This is a genomic window from Psychrobacter sp. CX10, assembly GCF_057621575.2.
On sequence record NZ_CM177736.1, the window covers coordinates 697,193 to 719,678 of the forward strand.

The window sequence follows — 22,486 nt, forward strand, 5'->3', positions numbered from 1 at the left end:
ATTCAGTACTTAAGACAAGTGCTACACATCGATAGTAGCACTTGATTGTTAGCCTAAGTAGCGTTTATTCGTTACAATTAAATTAGAAAGCGAACTGGTCTACATCCATGCTCATAAATGGCTCAACACCAGTGGCGATACGAGCCACATGTGTACGAGTACGTGGTAACAGCTTACTAAAGAAGAATTGTGCTGTCTTCACTTTAGCGTCATAAAAACCCGTTTCAGTGGTATCACTTGCCAGCGCTGCTTTAGAGACTACTGCCATACGTGCCCATAAATAAGCAAAAGTGACGTAACCGCTATAGTACATGTAGTCAACAGATGCCGCGCCAACTGCCAATGGGTTTTGCATGGCTTCTTTACCGATATTGGCAGTAATATCTGCCCACTCTTTATTTAAATCAGCAAGTGGCTTGATAAACTCACTCATTGATTCGTCACCTTCATGCTCTTTACAGAATTTATGAATGACTTTAGTAAAGTTAGCTAGCAGCTTACCTTGTGAGCCCAATACTTTACGACCTAACAAATCAAGAGATTGAATTTCAGTAGTGCCTTCATACAAGCAAGCAATACGCGTATCACGAACATTTTGTTCCATACCCCACTCACGAATAAATCCATGACCACCATAAACTTGAACACCATGATTAGCCGCTTCATAACCTGTTTCAGTTAAGAAGGCTTTGGCAATAGGCGTGAGTAACGATAACATTTGATCGGCGTACTGTTGTGCTTCGCCTTCACCTTTATTTACGGTATCGGCAAAGAAAGATAAATAATAGATTAAAGCACGGCCGCCTTCAGCAAACGCTTTTTGAGTCAATAACATATTACGTACAGGTGGATGTACAATAATAGGATCGGCTTCTTTTTCTGGTTCTTGCGGGCCTGCTAATGAACGCATAGCCAAACGATCTTTAGCATATTCTAATGAACCTTGAAATGCCAATTCAGATGCCGTTAGACCTTGCACAGCCGTACCAATACGAGCCACGTTCATAAACGTGAACATACAGTTTAGACCACGATTTTCAGGACCAACGAGATAGCCTGTTGCTTGGTCAAAGTTCATCACACAAGTGGCAGATGCTTTAATACCCATTTTATGCTCGATAGAGCCACAGGTAACGCCATTACGCTCACCTAAGCTGCCATCGGCGTTGATATTAACTTTAGGCACTATAAATAATGAAATACCTTTCGTACCTTTAGGGGCATCTGGAAGACGCGCAAGAACAATATGAATAATGTTCTCTGTCAAATCATGCTCACCTGATGAGATGAATATTTTTTGACCTGTAATGGCGTATGTACCATCATCGTTTGGCACAGCCTTAGTGCGAATAAGACCCAAATCAGAACCGGCATGCGCCTCAGTTAAGCACATTGTGCCCGACCATTCGCCCGTAACCATTTTATTAAGATAGGTTTGCTTTTGCTCATCACTACCATGATGCTCAAGGGTTGCAATAGCACCATGACCTAAAAGTGGATACATTGAAAAAGACCAGTTTGCCGTACCAATGATTTCATTAACGACCGTGCCTAATGAAGAGGGCATACCCAAACCACCAAACTCTTCATCAGCGGATAGTGCTGCAAAACCTAATTCACAGTACTGTTGGTACGCTTCTTTAAAACCAGTCGGGGTGGTGACCACGCCATTATCAAAATGGCAACCTTCTTCATCACCGGTACGATTTAGCGGCGACAATTCGTTTTCGGCATAGCTTGCAGCTGCTTCAAGATAGCTATCGACAATGTCACTTTCAACTTCTTCATACTCAGCCATGCTTTTATAGTGAGAAGTGCTGTCTAAAAGCTCATGTAAAACGAACTGCATGTCTCTGATAGGGGCTTTGTATTGCATACTAATATCCTTTATTGGGTTCATTCAAATGAATAGGGCGAATCACGATTCAAGATGGGCAAAAGATGAGAAAAAATTAAACGATAAAGAAAGATTAATAATCACTTACGATTAAAAGTCATTTATATAATGAACTTTCATGGCGAATTGCAGTTATTAATTTCTACAGTTAATATCTGGGTTTAATTTCTATAAATAATTTTAACTATTAGGACATAAAAGATAGATGTTAAGCCATTATATTACAAGCCTTTGGCTAGACTTATAAGTCACAAAAACTTTGTTGAAAAATTAAAAATGATGCTGATTTTTGAAGTATTAGTACTTAAGACGCTTATGTATAATATTGAACAGATGACATTTTTGAGATTGCCATTAATGTTGAGAGAGCGGCCACAGGGGCAGTCTCTGTGCGCAGTACACGGTTACCCAGTTGCCAAGGCAAATATCCCTTTTCACGTGATAATTTATACTCTTTATCAGATAGACCGCCTTCGGCACCGATAAGGATATTAAAGCGGGGTGTCACATACATTGACGTAGAGGAAGTCGTGGAGAGTGAAGTGTTAGAGGTAGAAGAAATGTTAGAAGTAGTGAGCGATTTAGAATCAGATGTAGCTTTAGCACCTGATGACATCATATCACTAATATATTGATGCACTTTAATTTTTAAGTCTTCTTCAGTATTAGGTACGGCCAATACTAAATTTAATGACGGGTTTATAGCATTATAAATTTCAGGGTTGTTTACATTATCAGCTTTATCTGTTAACTGACCAGGTGCATGACCGCTTGTTTGACCTCTAGTATCATCTAAGCCTTGGTATAAATCATATTGATTAAAGTAATTGCTGTAATAGTCGCTTTCAACCAAGTACTGAATAGAATCATGTACCTGACCTCTATCACCTTCTAAATACGATACGATGGATATTGGTGAAAATACTAAAGTAGGGCAGTTAAGCCCACACTGCTCACAGGCGGATAAAGCAACTTGTTGCCAATGTTTAAGCTTTTTATCAACTTGAGAGGATTTAAGTTTAACTTCACCATATTGGCTAGTAAGAAGCTGGATTGAAGTGGCGCCTAGTTCAGTCGACTTTTGAATGGCATAGTCCATTCTGTCTCCGCGACTCATGACAATGGCTATATTTGTTAGATAATCAGACGTTCTATCAATGGGTGAATGAGATAAAAGCCTAACGGTTGCGTTTTTCTTATCGATTGACTCCAGCTGTACAGTTGACTCGCCGCCTAAACCATCAAATAAGATACTTTGATCACCTATCTTGGCGCGCAATACGCGGCACCAATGATGAAATACATTCTCAGGTAGCATAAGAGAACTGCCAATATTAAGGCTATTTAATGACGGGGAAGCGTTTTTAGAAACATCCCCAAAGTTCGTACTTGAAATTGAAGGATAAAAAAAACGACGCATGGGATTATCCCTCTTCTTGCACAGCATGTTGAACAGGGGATAGACCTAATGAACCTACCAAACGTTTATTTGGCTCAATGCGATTCATGCTATAAAAATGTAATGCAGGCACACCCTCACAAATTAAATTCTCACATAGACGGTGAACAACTTCAAAGCCGAACTCTCGAATAGCTTTACGATCATCACCGTAATCTGCTAACTGTTTGCGGATATAACGGGGTATATCAGCGCCACAGCTATCAGCAAAACGGACCAAATTATTTGAATTTGTAATAGGCATGATACCAGCTACTAGCTTGTGCTTATCCGTATCAACCCCACGCTTTTCAAGCTCATCACGGAGATACAAATAACTCTCTGTATTGTAAAAAAACTGTGTGATAGCTGAATCTGCACCAGCATCAAACTTATTAATTAGATTCTGAATATCAAAATCAAAGCTTTTTGCTTGAGGATGCATCTCAGGGTAAGCTGCTACTTCTATCTTGAAGTGATCACCTGAATGCTCACGAATAAAACGGACTAAATCGACTGCGAAAGGTAACTCGCCCATCCCAACTTGACCTGAGGGCAAATCACCACGCAGCGCAACAACACGATCTATATCTATGGATTTATAGAAATCTAAAAGTTCGGCAATCTCATTCTTATCATCACCGATACAAGAGATATGCGGAGCGATAGGGGTGTTTGCACGCTTTTGGAGCGCTTCTACAATACCTAAGGTACGCTCCCGGGTAGTTCCGCCTGCACCATAGGTTACTGAAAAATATGAGGGAGATAGCTCATTTAAGGTATCAAACGTTTGGCATAACTTTGCCACCCCGTCATCAGTCTTGGTAGGAAAAAACTCAAAAGAAAATTGAGGTTTGTTCATGTGTGGTCCTTTGTAAGGAGTTAAAAGGCACTAATGTTTGCTAAAAATTAATATAAAAGTTTCAATAATTTAACTGATTAGCGCCTTATAATATAAAGAACTATAGATAATTTAGCTTACTGAATAATACCCATAAGAACCTAAATATTAAATAATTTTATAAGGTTCTCATTAGGGCTTTATTTCTTAATTATTAATACTAACTAAGCATAATAGGCTAGTGTTTAATACTTGTAATCTTCAGGTTTGAATGGGCCTTCAACAGGCACACCCAAATAATCTGCTTGTTCTGGGGTAAGCTTGGTCATAACCCCACTGAATCCTGCGACCATTGCAGCAGCTACTTCTTCATCAAGCTTCTTAGGTAAGACACGGACATATAAATTATTGCTACGGTCATCTATTGGAAGCTCTGAGAACTTTTGCTCATGTAGATACATCTGTGCCAATACTTGGTTTGCAAATGAACCATCCATGACACGTGAAGGGTGGCCAGTCGCATTACCAAGATTCACAAGGCGACCTTCTGCTAATAAGATTAAATAATTACCGTCATCATCAGAGCGGTAAACTTGATGTACTTGAGGTTTGATTTCAACCCAGTTCCAATTATCACGCATAAATTGGGTATCGATTTCAGTATCAAAATGGCCTATATTACAAACCACAGCACCTGATTTTAAAGCAGCTAACATATGCTTGTCGCATACATGGTAGTTACCCGTTGTCGTAACGATAAGGTCTGTATCTTGTAATAAACGTGTATTGATATTTTCAGCAGTATTGTTATTCGTACCATTAATATAAGGTGAAACCAGCTCGTATCCATCCATACATGCTTGCATGGCGCAGATTGGATCAACTTCAGATACACGTACTATCATGCCTTCTTGACGTAAGCTTTGTGCAGATCCTTTACCCACATCACCATAGCCAATAACCAATGCACGGCGACCTGCAAGTAACATATCTGTTGCGCGTTTAATCGCATCATTTAAGCTATGACGGCACCCATATTTATTATCATTTTTTGACTTAGTCACCGCATCGTTAACATTAATAGCAGGAACTTTTAAAGTGCCTTTATTTAACATATCAATCAAACGGTGCACGCCTGTAGTCGTTTCTTCAGAAATACCGTTAATGCTATCAAGCATTTGTGGATAGTCATTATGGATTAATGCGGTTAAATCGCCCCCATCATCTAGTATCAAATTAGCGTCCCAAAGCTGACTGCTTTCTTCACCGCCCACATGCAATTGTTGACGTAAACACCATTCATATTCCTCTTCAGTTTCGCCTTTCCATGCAAATACAGGAATACCACTAGCCGCCATGGCTGCCGCAGCGTGATCTTGAGTAGAGAAGATGTTACATGAAGTCCAGCGTACTTCCGCACCAAGCGCCACAAGCGTCTCGATAAGTACGGCGGTTTGAATGGTCATATGAATACAACCAAGAATTTTAGCACCAGCTAAAGGCTGCTCGTCGCTATAGCGCTTACGCAGTCCAATTAGGGCAGGCATTTCTGCTTCTGCAAGTGAAATTTCACGGCGGCCATAATCAGCAAGCGTGATATCGGCAACTTTATAGTCAGTAAAACTTGTATCGATGTTAGACACTGCGTCCATCTCGAACTCCTAGATAGAATTAAATTTATGGTTAAATTTACGCAGGTGTCGTTGATTGTTTAGTTAAAAGTTTAAGACATTATTAAAGTAAAAGTAGAATAGAGACAACTAAAGTAGGTTGGATACATTTAAAACATTAATAGTAGGTTGTACCCTTATAGAATTTATATAAGGATACAATAAAATGATAACTATTGAGTTTTAAAACTACTTTTAGTTAGTGCTAATATTCTATCGCTACTTGTTCAAAAGCCTATAAACCTTTGTATACACTAAGACTATCGGATGCTATAAATACATAAAATGTTTAGCACATAAAAATTATTATTGGAGCTAGTCAATTAAAAATAAACAAACTTATATGAATGAAGTATTAGATAATAGATATAAGTTAAGCAGCAATATAATAATTTTTAAATAGCGTCCATACCGATATACCGAGCCTGACAGTAACGTTTAACTAATCTGTATTTAAGTGATATAATATATATCGTGCTAAACATACTGACGCAACACCTCTCGGTAGCTGCATATTGTAATGGAAGTAAGTACGATTGTCATCTTCTCACTTCTTAAATCATTATCACCGATTTAGATTTAATAATTGGTTTTTATACTCAACTATTCAATATTTAGTTGTAAAACAGCTCATCTAATCTTAACTGATTACAAATTGTAAGTAAAAATTACAGAAACTCTATTAAAAAACAACTATGAGAGGATGACTTAAATTGTAAAAAAGTGTTTAATAGTAATACATTAATACGGGACGTCTTAATTGAGCAATTAAAGGATTAGCAGTTCAGGTGGTTTTATCTGGATTGCTTTTTTAGTTGCGTAATTTAGGCCTAATACAGTTTAAAATTTGGAGATATTATGAAACTTTTAAAATTATCAGCTTTGGCTGCAGCAGTGTTAGGATCAACAGCAGCTATGGCAGCTACGGATGCCGTCGTTGTTACTGATGCGAATGCGGTAGTTGTAGAAACTCAACCTGCTTATCAGTATGACCGTAACGCTGGGCTTGTTAGAAATACTGCTGGTGCGGTAACGGGTACTACTAAGACACTTTTCAATACCGTAACTAATCCAGCCGCTATTAGCGCTGAAGTTGGTACAATGGGCTACGGTGCTAACATCGCATGGGGCTTAAATGAAACTACTGAGCTTCAAGCTGGTTGGTCAGGTATGGATTTTGACGGCGATCAAGATTTAGACAGTAATGATTGGATTAACTGGTCAAAAGCTTTTGGTGACGGCTATGGTCGTTACGATGGTAACATTGCTTATGATTTTGATTTTAGTAACCCATACATTGGCGTTCAAATGCGTCCATTCGCAAACGACTTTACGATTGCTGGTGGTGTAATGGTTCCTGATAACAAAGTTAAAGCGACTTTAACGTCTAATAGTTCTGATGCTACAGTTTCTATCGACGGCTACGAATATAACATTGGTAACGAAACTGTTAATATCAAAGCTGAAAACAAGAACACTTTAGCGCCTTATGCGACTATCGGTTACCGTCCTAATATTAATAAAAGATGGGGTGGTTTCTTTGAAGTAGGTGCGGCGTACATGGGTGAGCTTGATGCTAAAGTTTCTGGCGGCGAAACTGTAACTGGCGTAAATGATGCTGGTCAAGTTTCTACCTTAAACTTTAATGAAGCTGCTAAACAAGAAATTCAAGAAGATGATTTCTGGTATCCAATCGTTAAAGCAGGTGTTACTCTACGCTTCTAAGATTTAATACTATTGATAGTAAACTATTAGTTGCATGATTTAAAAAAACGACTCAATTGAGTCGTTTTTTTTATTTTTATACTGCTATAAAGAGTACTGATTTTAAATAAAACAACGTGATAGAGTTTGACAATCTTTTTAGATAGTCATTATGGCGTATTAGACTTTGTAAAAATCTGAATTTATAGCGCCAGAACTAAATTACAATCTGGTATCCAAATATAGCTAAAGTTATATGGGTCATCTGCATAATAAACTGGTGCAGTATAGTTTTGATTATCATTAACATCCTGCCCGTTATATTTATAAATTATTTCACTAATGATATTATTAAATGCCGCTGTCTTAAATAACGTTGTCTGAAATAACGTTGACGGCTCTCTTGAGTAATAGATTTTAAGCAGATGGCAGGCAGGCAGACTTAAGTCATACTTTAACTCTTTAAACAAACCAACTGTAATGTCCTCATTCCCCAATCGTTTAATCCTAGCTTCTTTAAGTGACCAAAGTAGCTTTAACGCAAGTTTGCATTGATGCGTATCTAATGTATTTAGCCACTTTAATTCATATGGATGATAATAGCGATGGGCTACTTTTAGAGAGACATTTGATAATTCTATATCTAAACCAATAGGTGAGTGATAGACCACACATGCTGCAAAATTTTTAGAATGTGAAAAACTCACATAGTAGTTGTAAGGCGTTAATAGGTAAGGATAAATTGAGTCATTTAACGAAATGTTGTTTACATCACCATTATTTGAAAATTGACGTAAAGTGTGAGTGGTTGCAAATAAATGCATGTCGTTTTTATAGTGATGACTCAAATCATTAAGTAATTGGCGTACCGCAATTTTTTGACGAGAGTTTTGATTTGTTTTTATTTTAGTATAGGAGTTAGAATCTGAAGAATTGATTTTTTTCTGATCTTGTATTGATGGGCTATCGATACAAGTACCAGCACTCATATCATCAGTATTGTTAAGATCTTCTATCTGACCTAAGGCTAACCAGATAGGCGAGAGAGACTTAGCTGCATAAGCTGACAAAGATGGGCTTAGCGCTGAGGTAGGTTGAATAATATCTTTACCCTGATTAGCAAGTTCTGCCAAGTTCAAACTAAAGAAGAAACTATTCGCTATCATAAATTAGCAGTCTATGAGTTAGTTAAGTATTTATTAGTATAAAATTGAAATTATTAAACGTTAATTGTTCATATCTTTATAAAACTAATAAACCCAGTGCTAGCTGGGTTTATTAATTAATATGAATAGTACTCAGTTTGCAGTCTATAACTTATTAAGACTATTCTTAGTAAGATAGTTCTGCACGGCGGTTTTGAGCATATGCAGCTTCATCGTTACCAACTACAGCAGGACGTTCCTCACCATAACTAATCGTCTCTACACGAGCATTGCTAATACCTTGACCAGCTAAATAATTACGTACTGCATTTGCACGGCGCTCACCTAATGCATGGTTATATTCGCGGCTACCACGCTCATCAGTATGACCCGCGACTAACACGGTAGCATTAGGATTATTACGCAAAAATGCAACTTGTTCATTTAATACGCTTGCAGCTTCACTAGTAATTGCATTGCTGTCAAATGCAAAGTACACGATACCCCTTACATTTTGCGCAGCTGCTTGTATGGATGCTGGGTTAGTGACTATCGTACCCGTTCCATATACTGCATTTCCCGGTACGCCCATAGGGGCTACAACGACTTCAGAGGTCGAGCGTTTATTAGCACAACCTGAGCTAAATGTCATTGCTGTTGAAATAATTGCTAAACCCGTTAATTTAGTTATGGTATTCATATTACTATCCTCAATGATGTGTTCTTTATTTAATGTATATATCAATTAATACCGGCTTAAATAATCATTAATTATTATTCATGACTTATGGATAAGAATATAGCACAAATAATATCTGATGTTATTTTGTGTAAGTAGGCTTACTGTAAATATGATTAATCTTGCATGTTTTGAGACCTTAACTTATAGAAATAATAGACATAAAGTCAGTCAAATAAATGAATTATGTTAACTCATCAATCTATTACCAGATTTTACCAGCGGTATTTATCATAATTTTCTGGATTAGCCCAAAATCTTGAATTTAGCCAATCTGGACGCTGTTTATAATCGTATAAGTTAAACTGCCAAAATTGTATGTTGTTATTAGCCTGTGTTTGATTATCAGATGTTAATAAGGTGTATCCTAAGCTGTTTAGAGTTATACAATTCTGTTGTGACTGGTTTTGATAGGGTACGTCATATTCAGTGCGCGTAAATACAATACATTGATGAGCAAATAAATCCCTTAAGCGCATTGCAATGATATTCAAAGTTTTTGAAGTATCGGTATGATTATCATATTTTCTAAGGTCTTCGCTTTCCTTTTTTTGATGACCATTGTAGTCCGATATAGTATTAAATTCTGAATTATTAGTCACACTTGGCTCAATAAAACATCCTAAATCGAATCTTGAGTTGAAAGGTGTTTCTAAGAACTCATTCATTGAAAGCGTGGTCATACTAATTTGAGGGCGTAAGTCACAAATTATAGTGGATACCTCAGAGTTTAAGCTTTTAGTACTCGTGAGTATTACGTTTAGGGAGTGATGCTCATCAGTCTCAAGATAGTTAATAACACTGAGAATATGATGTGTTATAAAAGATATTGTATCTAGATCAGAGTGATTTTTAATTGTCATAATTTATACTTATTAATTGTTCTTAAAATAGCGACTTAAATCCATCTACTTCATTCGATTATACTAAAGAAGGTTAGAAGTTATAAGAGACTGTTTAATTAGAGACTTTTTTGAAGAGTTAAGACTTTTAGAGGTTTAAAATTTTGTTTAAGCAACAATATACATTGAATGACTTATAAAAATCTATATGCGTCTCATCATTCTATATTAATTCTATTTAAAATGACGTGCAGTTTAACGATAGATGAGAGATAAATGGATTTATAAATGAGTCGATAATAATTAATTTACATCACTAAAATGAGAGCTCTAATGTCTGAACTTTATAACAATAACATTACAGATGACGATAATGCATCATTAATAAATAACACAATGCCTGATGCGCCCAATCATAACCCACAAGATACGAGTGTACCTGCAAAAGTATATCTTAAGGATTATGAGCCACCAGTATTTGAGGTTGATAGCGTCAGTTTAGACATCAAATTATTTGAAAAACATGCTGAGGTTGAAAGTATATTAAAAATGTCCCGTCAATACCCAGGAGACTTGGTGTTGTTTGGACAAAATATGACGTTGTTATCGATAAAACTTAACGAAAAAACGCTTGATGCAAGTGGTTATACCCTTAGTGATACCAGTCTTATTATTCATGACGCACCTGAGAATGCCAAACTTAATATCAAGGTACAGCATGAACCGCATACCAATACTGAACTAGAAGGTCTATATATCGCGGGTGAGGGTAGTGATCAGATGTTCGTGACCCAGTGCGAGCCGGAAGGGTTTCGTAAAATAACGTACTACCCCGATCGACCCGACGTATTGTCTGTGTTTACGACACGATTAGAGGCAGATATGGCCTATCCAACTTTGCTAGCGAACGGTGATTTGATAGAAGCTGGTGAGGTTGATGGTGATAGTACGCGGCATTATGCGATATGGCATGATTCAAGCAAGAAACCCAGCTATCTATTTGCGTGTGTTTTTGCCAACCTCGCCGTATTAGAAGATAGCTACACCACCATTGAAGACAGGGACGTTAAGCTTGAAATTTATGCCAAAGCGCATGATATTGATAAATGCCTCGTCGCTATGCAAGCACTAAAAGACGCCATGAACTGGGATGAGGTGAACTATGGGCGGGCATATGATCTTGACCGCTATATGATAGTCGCAGTCAGTCAATTCAATATGGGTGCTATGGAGAATAAAGGTTTAAATATCTTTAACACATCTTGTGTGCTTTCAAGTCCTGAAACCACCACGGATAGTCGTAGTTTTAGCGTTAAGTCTATTATCGCTCACGAATATTTCCACAATTGGACAGGCAACCGTGTTACATGCCGTGATTGGTTCCAGCTATGCTTAAAAGAAGGTTTAACGGTATTTAGAGACCAGTCTTTTTCAGCTGATCATCAGTCACCTGCGGTTCAACGTATCGATGATGTGTCCATGCTTAGGGCGCATCAATTTAGTGAAGATGCAGGTCCATTGGCACATCCGCCACGGCCAAATAGTTTTATAGAAATTAATAACTTCTATACCGCGACTGTCTATGAAAAAGGTGCTGAAGTGGTACGCATGCTCGCCAATACTTTGGGCGATGAATACCGTCAAGGTACGGACACCTATTTTGAACGCTACGATGGTCAAGCTGTCACTGTAGAGGATTGGTTGTCTGCGCTAAGTGCTGAGGGTAAATCGGTAGAGCATTTTATAGACTGGTACACACAGCCCGGTACGCCAGAAGTTGTTGGTAGCCAGACGTATGTATTTAATGATAAGAGCCAAGCGGGCGATTTGACCGTTACCTTGTCTCAGCATACTCGACATGTAAAAGGCTTTGATGCCCCTAAACCTTTACCTATTCCTATTGCTACCGCTATCTTTGATAGAGAGACTGGTGACTTGATTGAAGAATGTCTCTTAATGTTAACTGAGGACACTCAAGAGTTTGAATTTAAGAATTTAAAAACTACTAAAGGTCTAGAGCCTGTAGTCTCTGTCTTACGCGACTTTAGTGCGCCGGTGCAATTAAAGTATGACCACAGTGAAGAAGATCTCGCATTTTTGTTAGCCTTTGAAATCAGTGGGTTTAACCAGTGGCAGAGTGCCCAAGCTTTAGTTAATCGAGTCTTATTACAAGATATAGACGCTAAAACGTACCTAGATGCGGTTAAAAAAGCCTTTTTAAGTCTTGTCGATACTGACGCTATGTTGGCCGCTAGGATATTGGATATACCTGCTGAACGTGAGCTTGCTACCGCATTTAATTCAAATTACGACCCTGAAATAATTAAACAAAAACGACAAAAGCTCAAAAAGCAATTGGCCAATACATTAAAAGAAGACTTATCTGAAATATATGCCAATTTACCTATCGAGCCCTATACAGATACGCCAGAAGCACGAGGTATACGTGCATTACGCAATGTGGTTTTAGACATGGCGTTTGAAGCACAAATTGAAAATGCTCTTGAATGGGCCAAAGCGCAGTATAATAATGCCTATTGTATGACAGAGCGCTTGGGTGCACTTAGTAGCTTAGTTCATCATCAGCAGGCCTACGACAATAGTGCTGATAAACAATCAGATACTAAAGGTGCGTCTTTAAAAGATGCCTACCTACAGGATTTCTACAACCGTTTTGAAGAAGAAGCTTTGGTCATCGATTTATGGTTTAGTATTCGGGCCGCTGATGACAATGCCTTGATCGATGAGGTACAAAAACTGATTGTGCATCCAGATTTTGATTGGCATACGCCAAACCGCATACGTGCTGTAGTTAGTAGCTTTGCTTCTAATCCTACGAAACTATGGACCAGTAAAGGTATTGATTTATATATAGAGGTGGTACAGAAGCTAGATGACAGTAATCCTGTATTGGCATCTCGTTTATTACAAGTATTATCAAGATGGTATACACTGATAGAGCCTCTACGCAGTATGACTGAACAAAGACTTAAAGCGTTAAGTAAAAATGTTACCTCGAAAAATGTTATTGAAAGTTTGCAGACCATACTAAATGCAGGTCATGAATAGAACTGATTGGTTTGTTATATATATAATTCCAAAAAAAACGCCTAACTCAATGTTAGGCGTTTTCTATTAAGGTTTACTAAATAAGATAAATAGCTATTTCAAAGATGATAGTCATTCATAATATTTAAATCATTTATAGCGTTGCTAGCGTACTTCAATCACATCTTTAATGGTATTTCGCAAATTACGTAATGAGGCTACGGTACTGTCCCAATCAAGACAGCCATCTGTAATCGATTTGCCATACTCAAGATCACTTGGATCTTTGGTTAATTTTTGATTGCCACCTTTTAGATGGCTTTCAATCATTAAGCCCATAATAGATTTATTACCATTGGCAATTTGCTCAGCCACATTTTGTATAACCATAGGTTGCAAGTAAGGGTCTTTACCAGAGTTTGCATGGCTTGAGTCAATCATGATTTTGACCATAGCATTGCCTTTTTCCAACTCATTTTCAGCTTTTTCGACAGATGATTGGTCGTAGTTTGGCTTTCCGTTACCCCCACGTAAAACTACGTGAGCGTATGGATTTCCTTTGGATTTAATAATACTGACTTGACCATCACTTGAAAGGCCTAAAAAGTTATGCCCATATTTAACGGCATTCATGGCGTTGACAGCAACAGTCATGCCGCCATCGGTACCATTTTTGAATCCAACAGGGCACGACAAGCCAGAACTCATCTCACGGTGAGTTTGACTTTCAGTAGTACGTGCACCGATGGCAGACCAACTAATAAGATCCTGCATGTACTGAGGTGTGTTTGGATCTAATGCTTCGGTCGCACAAGGTAGACCTTTTTCATTCAAATCTAATAGAAGCTTACGAGCCATACGCAGGCCTTTCTCTATATGGAAACTGTCATTCATATCGGGGTCATTAATCAGACCTTTCCAGCCAACTGTTGTTCGAGGTTTTTCAAAATAAACCCGCATAACAATATACAGACTGTCTTGCACTTCTTTGGCAAGCTCTACTAATTTATCAGCATATTCATGCGCCGCTTCTACATCATGAATAGAACAAGGACCCACCACAATCAACAAACGCTTGTCTTTACCATCTAAAATGTTTTGGATGGTAGTACGACCTGTTAAAACTGTTTCATGTGCTTTTTCAGATAGTGGATACTCTGATTTAAGTTCTGCTGGGGTAACAAGCGGTATAAATTTTTCAATATTCACGTCGTCAATGTCTGCTGTGTGGGAAATCGAAGATGTCGTCATAAGCAATCTGCCTAGTTTAATTCGTTATAAATTCGGTTGAAAGTTTAATTAGTGGTGATCACTCAATAAAACGACATTATAATCATACTAAATTATAATTTTTATGGATGATGTAACCATTCCTAATTGATTAAAAGTAGGTTACTGGGCACCAGTTATAAGCCATTGATCATTTAATATCGTTTATTAAGTATGTTGACATCACTATTCGTATCAATATCAATAGATGTAAAACAAAAAAAGTAGCGAATTAATTCAATATTTTTTAAGTAGTTACCTATTATTATGAGGGCATTGAATGATATTGACAAGTGTTATACGTTTTTGATTACCTGATATAAGGAATAGGGGGTAAAAATTTTTGTTATAATATTTAAGCCTTTGAACTATCAATCGTTTAAATTTAGTCAATAGTTTAAAATTTAACCATAAGATAAAATTGAACCAAAAGTTAAATCCAGCCTTTTAAATAGAAAGTCGAGTTGATAATGTTAGCATCCGCTGCAGATTCATATGTACCCAAAGATCAAACTTATACAGATAATCAAGAAGCTCACGAGGCAGTTGTACCTCGGCCGCTAGTCATCGGTATTGTTGCGGGCGAGGCCTCAGGTGATAGTCTCGGAGCTGACTTTATGCAGCAAATGAATAACCTATACGAAAACGTCATTTGGGTGGGCGTCGGTGGGCCAAAAATGGCGGCACAAGGGCTAGTGTCTTTATTTGCTTTAGACAGATTGGCGGTTATGGGACTTGTGGAAGTGATGTCTCGGTTGCCAGACCTATTGAAAGCTCGAAAAGAGCTGGTTAATGCTTTCATAGAGGCTCATATCGATATGTTTATCGGTATTGATGCGCCAGATTTTAATTTAAGGGTATCCAAAAAGCTTAAACCTTTAGGGGTATTTTGCGTTCAATATGTGAGTCCTTCAATATGGGCATGGCGAGAGTCACGTATCGAATCTATCAAAAAAGCCACTCACTTGGTACTGTGCTTATTCCCTTTTGAGCTTGAGGTTTATGAGCGGCATAATCATCCTGCGGTATGCGTCGGCCATCCCTTATTACATAGCATACCCAAAGAATTTATAGAGGTCTCAACGCACGAGCAGCGTTTAGAGAGGGTATGGAATAATCATGAGCTACATACCTATTTTGCAAATCGTAAAGATGATATCAGTAATATCATTTGCCTCATGCCTGGTTCCAGACGCTCTGAGATTAATGCAATTTTACCGCTTATGTTAGAAGCCATAGGCCGATTGTTGTTAATTGACGAAAACTTATGTTTTATAATCCCAACTATTGATAAGAACCATCAATATATTGTTCAAGATTTAGTAGACAAACAAAATGCATCGCTCAGATCAGTGGTGGCTGTTGCCTATGACGAGAAGCAAACCAATGCTAATTTTAGCCAATCTATCATGGCCATGTCGGATTTAATTATATTGGCTTCTGGTACAGCCGCGCTTGAAGCAATGCTGCTCAATCGTCCCATGGTTGTGGTTTATCAATTAAACAAACTCACTTATTCCATTGCAAAGCGTTTGGTAAAACTGCCTTATGTGTCTTTACCAAATATATTAGCTGATGAGCAAATAGTTCCAGAACTTATTCAAAAAGAAGCCACTGCTGAAAATATATGCCGCACTGTCAATCGGCTTATACAAGATCGAGAGTATGTCGAACAACTTGAAAAGCTTAAACAAACCTCTGACTGGCTGCGTAAACAAAGCAATCAAAGTGCAGTTGCTGCTGTTATCAACACATGGCATGATTATAATGAAAGTCATTAAAGATTGTATCATCACATAGAAATTAAATATTTATACTATATAGAGGTCTAATAAAGCGTAGATGAGAATACTTAATGACACGTTGTATCACTTACCTGAAACCTTCGATTCAATAAATGGATTTTCATTTGATTTACAAAACCCTTTAAAAGATCCTATCCAAATTAATGGTCATATCAACGATCTAGAAATTATTAAAGATATCAGATCACATCTTAATTCAAATACTATAGATGAGATTGATGAGATTTGTGAGCCTTATTGTATGCAAGTAGGGATTGATGAAGTAGGGCGGGGGCCATTATACGGTAGTGTGGTGGTGTCGGCGGCGGTTCTACCTTCAAGATGGTCGGGTGAGATTGACGCCAAGCTATTGAACAATACCCCCTTACAAATTATGACGGACTCTAAAAAGCTAACTGAAAAAAAGCGTGAGTTGTTATTTGAACCGATAAACGAACTTGCTTTATTGATTTTAACCGTAGACATACCTGCATGCGTAATTGATGAGATTAATATACTGCAAGCTACATTATTAGGAATGCGGCTAGCAAGTGAACGAGCGATTTGTTCAATGGCTGTATTTTTGGAAAATAATGTTCAGAAATTTATAGGTATGCATCATGATGAAGTCAAAGAGTCTATATTAGATAAAACAGAAAATAACGACACCTCGCATTATCCACATACAGATTTATCAAGGCACCATAATTTATCAAAGCAAGATAATACATTTAAACAAATAGACTTATCAGAAATGGTGACATTTGAATTATTGATTGATGGTAATACAGTTCCCAATTTAAATAATAGAATATTTAAGAAGGATAGGATTCAAATCAGGTCTAAGTTTGATGACGATAATGATTTAAATGATAACTTAGATAACTTTATTTCAAATAACGGTAACTTAGACGAAGGTAATACAGATATCGGTAATTCAATGACTGAGTCGTGCTATTCATTTAAAGCGCAAGCCTTGGTCAAAGGAGATGGTCGTCATACCGCCATTGCAGCAGCCAGTATTATTGCAAAAGTAACACGAGACCGACATCTGATCCAAGAGGGTTTCATATACCCAGGATATGGCTTAGAAAACCATAAAGGGTATCCTACTAAGCCTCATATTGAAGCCATAGCAGAGCTTGGTGTGTTGCCCAAGCATCGTCGTAGCTTTAAACCTGTGCGTGACGCACTCTCAACATCCAAATAGACATACTAAAAATATATAGGTATCAGAAGCCATCTTACTTCTTATTGATTTAAACAATTTAGACATCTTGTTCAATTAGTTATCTCATTGATTTATTGTTCTTCGACTGGATATTTATTAAGGTGTTCATGCAATATTTTACGTAATGTTAAAATAGCTTCTGGCGTTTCATGAATGCCATGACCACCTGATAATATGGTTTCACTGGCCGCACCTTCTAAATGTGCACTCTTATAAGGCACAATTCCATCTGAGAGATTAGGTGTGATCGTTTGTGTCAATTCATCTTTTAAATCACCGATAGTTAGATTCGAATACTCACCATTGGTTTTATTTTCGTTATCCACTTTTTCAGATTCTGCATTAATAGCAGCTACCTCTGGCGATAAACCATCTAAATCAGAGAGCTCTGTATCGGGTGCACTGGTGATATTTAACCTCATTAAGCCTTGAAACAAATCCGAATCTCTATTTGCAATGATCGAGTGATAGGTCACACCGTCCGCTATTTTAAGATCAGCAGTGAGTTTCATAAATGAGGATTTGTCACTCAGCTGGCTGGCACCATTTTCAAAATATAATGCACCTAAAGGATTAGAGGCTAATTCTCCTTCTGAGGCTATACTGGCTAGATTTCCCTGAATAGTTTGTATAAAGCCGATAGGCAATTGCACAATGCGGCGTAACAGTTGCGTAAACCATCTATCGGCAAAGTTAGTACCTCTAAATGGCGCTGAGATGAATATGGCAGTATCAATACTGTCTATTTTATTTAGATACAATCTATTTTTAATATTGAGCTCATCAAGCTTATTAGACAATATTTTATTTAATTTATGAGCCGGCTCTTGACGGCTAAGTTCTATAAATTTTTGTTCAAGATTTTGATTTGATACCAGCATTCTTCCGATGACTGCACCCATACTGTGGCCGATTAGCACACTATGATTACTGGCTATATGTTCAGCGCGTGGATCATTTAGATCATACGCTGTTTCAATTAATTCTTGAATACGGTAACGGTTCTCTAAAATTGGTATGTTGGTTGGGTAGAAAATTTGCCAAACTTGATAATTGTTTCTAAGATTAACGTCATTACCTATGTCATTCGTGACACTCACCCAAGTCGCTGGACTAGATGCTAACCCGTGAATCATAATAATAATACGTTTATTAGGGTCGTAAGGCTCTAGCATAAACAATTGTGGTTGGACCAAGGACTGTTGTTTGGCTAATAAGTTAAAATAACCAACATTATTAAGTCTGTTTTCTGCTAACCACATGCCATAGCTTGCTGAGAAGTTGGCAGCTAAATAGTACGGATTGCCTAATATGTCAACGGTTTCGGTATGATAAGGGTTATATAAATTAATATCATAATCTTGACTTTGTAAGACATTTTCTAAAGTATCACCCTTGGGCTGAATAATACTTGATAGAAGCAAATTGCCTGTCAAATGGATACGGTCTAAAGGATCCTCAGAGTTAAGAGATTCGTTGTCAGAGGTTAATAATCCTTTAATTGATGTGTTCAGTCGGTCTTCAAATAAAGTCACATAACTCACGCCAAAGCCTTCTCGCTTACTGACGGTGTTTAGACCAGAGAAGCTTAGATCGTGACTGGCATAAATTTTATCTATACTTTGGTTATAACGGCGTGAGTTTTGAAGATATTCTGGTTCATTAGGAAGGTATAAGTCTATAGAGGAAGGTTGAGCAGTAATAGAGGGTGATGAACCATTGTCTTCATCTTGTGTATTAATCTCAGGCTTTGACACTTGCTTAAGGTCAGTATTACTATTAGTGTTTAAAACAGCCGGCTCTTCTTCAGCATTGATAGGTACAAAATACTTATTGTCTTCAATAGGCGGGAAAGTAAAATTTAAAACTTTTATCTGCCCACCATAAGATGCGATACCAGAGCTATCGACGTTGTCCATAGACTGCCTAGCATCTGAGACTAAGTCAGTACTTAAGTACGAGGTAACATTTGCAACTTTATGACTGATATTTCTATTGACATAGAGACGCTTAATGAGGGAATCAGAAGCATCGTCATACACATCTTGAGTTTGGATGTCTAAATCTGTTGGTAAATGGTTCGAATTACTTAATAATTGCTTTGATTCCTCGGCATTAGGCGCTAACTGTGCATAAAACAGATAGCCGTAGCTGTACTTAATAGCGTTTAGTAAGTAAATACGATAATAGGTATTGCATTCAATAAGCTCATTAGTACGTGCTATTTTCTCAGCATCACTCAAGGGAGCATTGGCGTAATAAGGGTCAATAGGGGGTCTGACTATTTCAGGTTCGCAGCCTTCTTTTGACTCGATACTTTTAGCCTTAGCTAAGTAGAGCTCAGCATATAATGCTAAGTTTTCGCGGCTGTTCTTATTGAGAGTACCTCGATCGATGTTCTCTAAACATTCTTTAAAACTAGACAAGCAATTATTTGCATCTATACCCTTAGATCTGAGTACGGATGTGGTTCTTCTACTTAATGTGCTGGCGGTTACAATATTACTACGTTGGTTTTGTATGGTTCGACTGGAGCTGGTTGTATTTACTGAAACGGTGCTACACGAAGTTAACAATGATGCATTTATCATTAAACCTGTCAAAATGAAGGGCTTCAACATTAAAGATTTAAAGCGGGTTTTAATAGTCATTAGATAGGCTTAATATTATAGATAAAAAGTTGAACCAAAACCAGAATTATTCAATCATACCTTAAAATTATGACAGATATAGAAACTTATATATGACTGGTAAATATAAATCATTCTGAACTATAAACAAATCAGTTAAACTCCATACCAAATACCAAATACCAAATACCATTTAAAATTAAAAAAATAAGCCACTTACTCAAGTGGCTTATTTCTAATTGTAAAATTCAAAGTTAAATATGAAGACACGCTTTAGTCTTTAAATCTATTTTATTTGAATGTATAGGTCAATGAGGTTAAAAAGTTCGTGCCATTATCAGTGCTATAACCTGGTGAAGTGACATAATCTTTATTGAAGACATTATTTAATCGAGCCGATAATTTCAGTGAAGGCGACAGTATATAGTTACCACTTATATTCACTAAGTTGTAACTGTCCAGCTGGGTATTATTTGCACTGTCATAATAATAGTCATCAACGTATTGATATTCTGCGCGAACATCTAAGTCAGCAATACGATATCCTACATAGACCATGCCTTTGTTTTCTGGTCGAATCGGCAGGTAGTTGCCATCGTTAGCCCGCTGTTCACCACTCTCATTTTTAGCTTTCTGATAGTCATAGCTGATTCCGAATAAATAATCATCGATATTCCAATCAGAAACCAAAGACACGCCACTTATTTCAGCTTCTTCTATATTAATATTTTTCCCATATGGAAAATCTGCGGTACTGATACCGTCACTTGCTATCATATCTTCTACGTTACTTCGATATCCCGTTAAACGTGTAGACTGATTAAGGGTAATATATTCTAAGAATGCTTCATAGTTATCGCTAGTTTCTGGGCTTAAGTTAGGATTGCTACCCCAACTCTTTGGACCATAAAGATCATTAAATGTTGGAACGCGGTAGCCTTTAGCATAATTAACACCAGCACGAAGCTGCGGCGTAAAGTTATAAGCAGCACCTAAGTTATAAGTGGTTTCGCTATCAAAATCTGAATAATCGTCATAACGTACGTTAGCCTGAGCATCAATATTATTATATGAGGTTAGATAACCTAAGAAACCACTGGTTACTTTGCGGTCATCTGCATCATAGACATTAGAATCAAGCTTTTGTTTTAAATGTTCAGCACCGTATATCAATTCACCTGTAGGTAAGTTGTAAGTGCCTATCAAATTAACTTGCTGCTGTTTGGTGTCATACTGACTTGGGTTTGATAAATGTTGAACATTCTCATAAGTAGATGATTTATCAACGCTGTATCCATAAGACAGTTTTGCATCATATTGATCTGTAGAATAAGCTATATAAGCATTACCAGCGCCATTTTCTTGGTCAGCGTGCGCATTGTCTAAAGCAGCAGCGCCAGTTTGCCAATCATCTGCTGAATCAATATCTGTTGTTGAATCCATGAATATACCACTTGCGCCAACATCAATATAATCATTAATTTGATGTTTTAGATTCAAGCTATAGCTGTCACTCTCAAACCCGTCGTCGTCTTTATTGTACCCATAGCCACCAGGTAACACAGCGCTGTAGCCTTCAGTTTCATTGTGCACAGCAGATAAGCTTAAACTTGATCCCTGATTATTTAGTAATTGTGCCGTCGCACCGTACAAATAATGATCATTGCTACCCGCTCCAACTATCACCGAGAGCTGGTTGTGTTTAATATTATTACCTTTGGTAAATATCTGAATAACACCGCCGACAGCGTCTGCACCATAGATACTTGACCCTGATGCCCCATATAGGACTTCAATACGTTCGATTTGTTCTGCGGGTAATAAGTTTAGGGTAGCGCCTCCAGCACTAACAGAGCTATAACGCATGCCATCGATCAGTACCAAAATACTTTTATTATCGTACCCACGTAGATAGAAGTTTCCACCTGTCCCCAAACCACCGTAGCTAAATTGACTAAAACCTGGCTGGCGTTTTATAACTTCTAACGCAGATAGTCCTTGGTAGGTATTTAAGGTTTCACTGCCAATAACTTGTGTTTGCGCTATTGTATTGTCTATAGCGAGTGGTGTGCGTGTGGCTGTTATCGTGATTTTATCTAAAGTAGCTGTCGGCAAACCATCTACAAAACCCTGAGCGGCATACGCTGAAAAAGAAGACAGACACGCTATGGTAGTTAAGAGAGTAGTGGATGCATTGAATAAACTTTTGTACAAAGTGCTATAAGAGGTATTCATTATTGACTCGAAT

The 22,486-nt window shown here is 37.6% G+C and carries 14 protein-coding genes; 4 read left to right on the forward strand and 10 right to left on the reverse strand.

The genetic code is table 11. The features are described 5' to 3' along the window. Window positions 1-82: 82 nt before the first annotated feature. From AC21OH_RS02825 to ahcY, 4 genes are all read right to left on the reverse strand, one after another. On the reverse strand, window positions 83-1,876 hold the full coding sequence (locus tag AC21OH_RS02825; RefSeq protein WP_487370327.1) for an acyl-CoA dehydrogenase C-terminal domain-containing protein: 1,794 nt from the start codon (window positions 1,874-1,876) through the stop codon (window positions 83-85). 334 nt (window positions 1,877-2,210) lie between these two features. Further along, window positions 2,211-3,317: an RsmE family RNA methyltransferase gene (locus AC21OH_RS02830; protein ID WP_487370326.1), complete on the reverse strand. Its 1,107-nt coding sequence runs from the start codon at window positions 3,315-3,317 to the stop codon at window positions 2,211-2,213. Window positions 3,318-3,321: 4 nt separating this feature from the next. After that, window positions 3,322-4,197, reverse strand: a complete 876-nt coding sequence (locus AC21OH_RS02835; protein ID WP_487370325.1) for a methylenetetrahydrofolate reductase — start codon at window positions 4,195-4,197, stop codon at window positions 3,322-3,324. A 224-nt stretch (window positions 4,198-4,421) separates the two neighbouring features. After that, window positions 4,422-5,819, reverse strand: coding sequence for an adenosylhomocysteinase (gene ahcY / locus AC21OH_RS02840; RefSeq protein WP_487370342.1), 1,398 nt, complete (start codon window positions 5,817-5,819; stop codon window positions 4,422-4,424). An 885-nt stretch (window positions 5,820-6,704) separates the two neighbouring features. Between ahcY and AC21OH_RS02845 the strand changes: the two genes are divergently transcribed. Next, the gene (locus AC21OH_RS02845) at window positions 6,705-7,571 is read left to right on the forward strand and encodes a hypothetical protein (protein WP_487370324.1); all 867 of its coding nucleotides are present in this window, start codon (window positions 6,705-6,707) and stop codon (window positions 7,569-7,571) included. Window positions 7,572-7,753: 182 nt separating this feature from the next. Here the strand turns inward: AC21OH_RS02845 and AC21OH_RS02850 are convergent, their stop codons facing one another. The 3 genes from AC21OH_RS02850 to AC21OH_RS02860 all read right to left on the reverse strand — a co-directional run bounded on the left by AC21OH_RS02850 (window position 7,754) and on the right by AC21OH_RS02860 (window position 10,297). Further along, window positions 7,754-8,716, reverse strand: coding sequence for a 4'-phosphopantetheinyl transferase family protein (locus AC21OH_RS02850; protein WP_487370323.1), 963 nt, complete (start codon window positions 8,714-8,716; stop codon window positions 7,754-7,756). A gap of 166 nt (window positions 8,717-8,882) precedes the next feature. Then, complete coding sequence (gene pal, locus AC21OH_RS02855) at window positions 8,883-9,395, reverse strand: peptidoglycan-associated lipoprotein Pal (protein WP_487370322.1); 513 nt, start codon at window positions 9,393-9,395, stop codon at window positions 8,883-8,885. Between the two features lie 254 nt (window positions 9,396-9,649). Beyond that, entirely contained in the window at window positions 9,650-10,297 is a 648-nt protein-coding gene (locus AC21OH_RS02860) for a DUF6231 family protein (RefSeq protein WP_487370321.1), read from the reverse strand. A gap of 375 nt (window positions 10,298-10,672) precedes the next feature. Here AC21OH_RS02860 and pepN point away from each other — a divergent pair, with 375 nt between their 5' ends. Then, complete coding sequence (gene pepN / locus AC21OH_RS02865) at window positions 10,673-13,345, forward strand: aminopeptidase N (RefSeq protein ID WP_487370341.1); 2,673 nt, start codon at window positions 10,673-10,675, stop codon at window positions 13,343-13,345. A 144-nt stretch (window positions 13,346-13,489) separates the two neighbouring features. Here the strand turns inward: pepN and AC21OH_RS02870 are convergent, their stop codons facing one another. Beyond that, the gene (locus AC21OH_RS02870) at window positions 13,490-14,575 is read right to left on the reverse strand and encodes a 3-deoxy-7-phosphoheptulonate synthase (protein ID WP_487370320.1); all 1,086 of its coding nucleotides are present in this window, start codon (window positions 14,573-14,575) and stop codon (window positions 13,490-13,492) included. 488 nt (window positions 14,576-15,063) lie between these two features. Between AC21OH_RS02870 and lpxB the strand changes: the two genes are divergently transcribed. Continuing rightward, window positions 15,064-16,374: a lipid-A-disaccharide synthase gene (lpxB, locus tag AC21OH_RS02875; RefSeq protein WP_487370319.1), complete on the forward strand. Its 1,311-nt coding sequence runs from the start codon at window positions 15,064-15,066 to the stop codon at window positions 16,372-16,374. Window positions 16,375-16,435: 61 nt separating this feature from the next. Continuing rightward, the gene (locus AC21OH_RS02880) at window positions 16,436-17,587 is read left to right on the forward strand and encodes a ribonuclease HII (RefSeq protein WP_487370318.1); all 1,152 of its coding nucleotides are present in this window, start codon (window positions 16,436-16,438) and stop codon (window positions 17,585-17,587) included. A gap of 92 nt (window positions 17,588-17,679) precedes the next feature. Here the strand turns inward: AC21OH_RS02880 and AC21OH_RS02885 are convergent, their stop codons facing one another. After that, window positions 17,680-20,259, reverse strand: a complete 2,580-nt coding sequence (locus AC21OH_RS02885; RefSeq protein ID WP_487370317.1) for an esterase/lipase family protein — start codon at window positions 20,257-20,259, stop codon at window positions 17,680-17,682. A 270-nt stretch (window positions 20,260-20,529) separates the two neighbouring features. Further along, window positions 20,530-22,473, reverse strand: coding sequence for a TonB-dependent receptor plug domain-containing protein (locus AC21OH_RS02890; RefSeq protein WP_487370316.1), 1,944 nt, complete (start codon window positions 22,471-22,473; stop codon window positions 20,530-20,532). Window positions 22,474-22,486 lie beyond the last annotated feature (13 nt).

Excerpts from the sequence above, each read along its gene's own strand:
- AC21OH_RS02825 (WP_487370327.1), bottom strand. The coding sequence starts at position 1,876 with ATGCAATACAAAGCCCCTATCAGAGACATGCAGTTCGTTTTACATGAG.
- AC21OH_RS02830 (WP_487370326.1), bottom strand. The coding sequence starts at position 3,317 with ATGCGTCGTTTTTTTTATCCTTCAATTTCAAGTACGAACTTTGGGGAT.
- AC21OH_RS02835 (WP_487370325.1), bottom strand. The coding sequence starts at position 4,197 with ATGAACAAACCTCAATTTTCTTTTGAGTTTTTTCCTACCAAGACTGAT.
- AC21OH_RS02845 (WP_487370324.1), top strand. The coding sequence starts at position 6,705 with ATGAAACTTTTAAAATTATCAGCTTTGGCTGCAGCAGTGTTAGGATCA.
- AC21OH_RS02850 (WP_487370323.1), bottom strand. The coding sequence starts at position 8,716 with ATGATAGCGAATAGTTTCTTCTTTAGTTTGAACTTGGCAGAACTTGCT.
- pal (WP_487370322.1), bottom strand. The coding sequence starts at position 9,395 with ATGAATACCATAACTAAATTAACGGGTTTAGCAATTATTTCAACAGCA.
- AC21OH_RS02860 (WP_487370321.1), bottom strand. The coding sequence starts at position 10,297 with ATGACAATTAAAAATCACTCTGATCTAGATACAATATCTTTTATAACA.
- pepN (WP_487370341.1), top strand. The coding sequence starts at position 10,673 with ATGCCTGATGCGCCCAATCATAACCCACAAGATACGAGTGTACCTGCA.
- AC21OH_RS02870 (WP_487370320.1), bottom strand. The coding sequence starts at position 14,575 with ATGACGACATCTTCGATTTCCCACACAGCAGACATTGACGACGTGAAT.
- lpxB (WP_487370319.1), top strand. The coding sequence starts at position 15,064 with ATGTTAGCATCCGCTGCAGATTCATATGTACCCAAAGATCAAACTTAT.
- AC21OH_RS02880 (WP_487370318.1), top strand. The coding sequence starts at position 16,436 with ATGAGAATACTTAATGACACGTTGTATCACTTACCTGAAACCTTCGAT.
- AC21OH_RS02885 (WP_487370317.1), bottom strand. The coding sequence starts at position 20,259 with ATGACTATTAAAACCCGCTTTAAATCTTTAATGTTGAAGCCCTTCATT.
- AC21OH_RS02890 (WP_487370316.1), bottom strand. The coding sequence starts at position 22,473 with ATGAATACCTCTTATAGCACTTTGTACAAAAGTTTATTCAATGCATCC.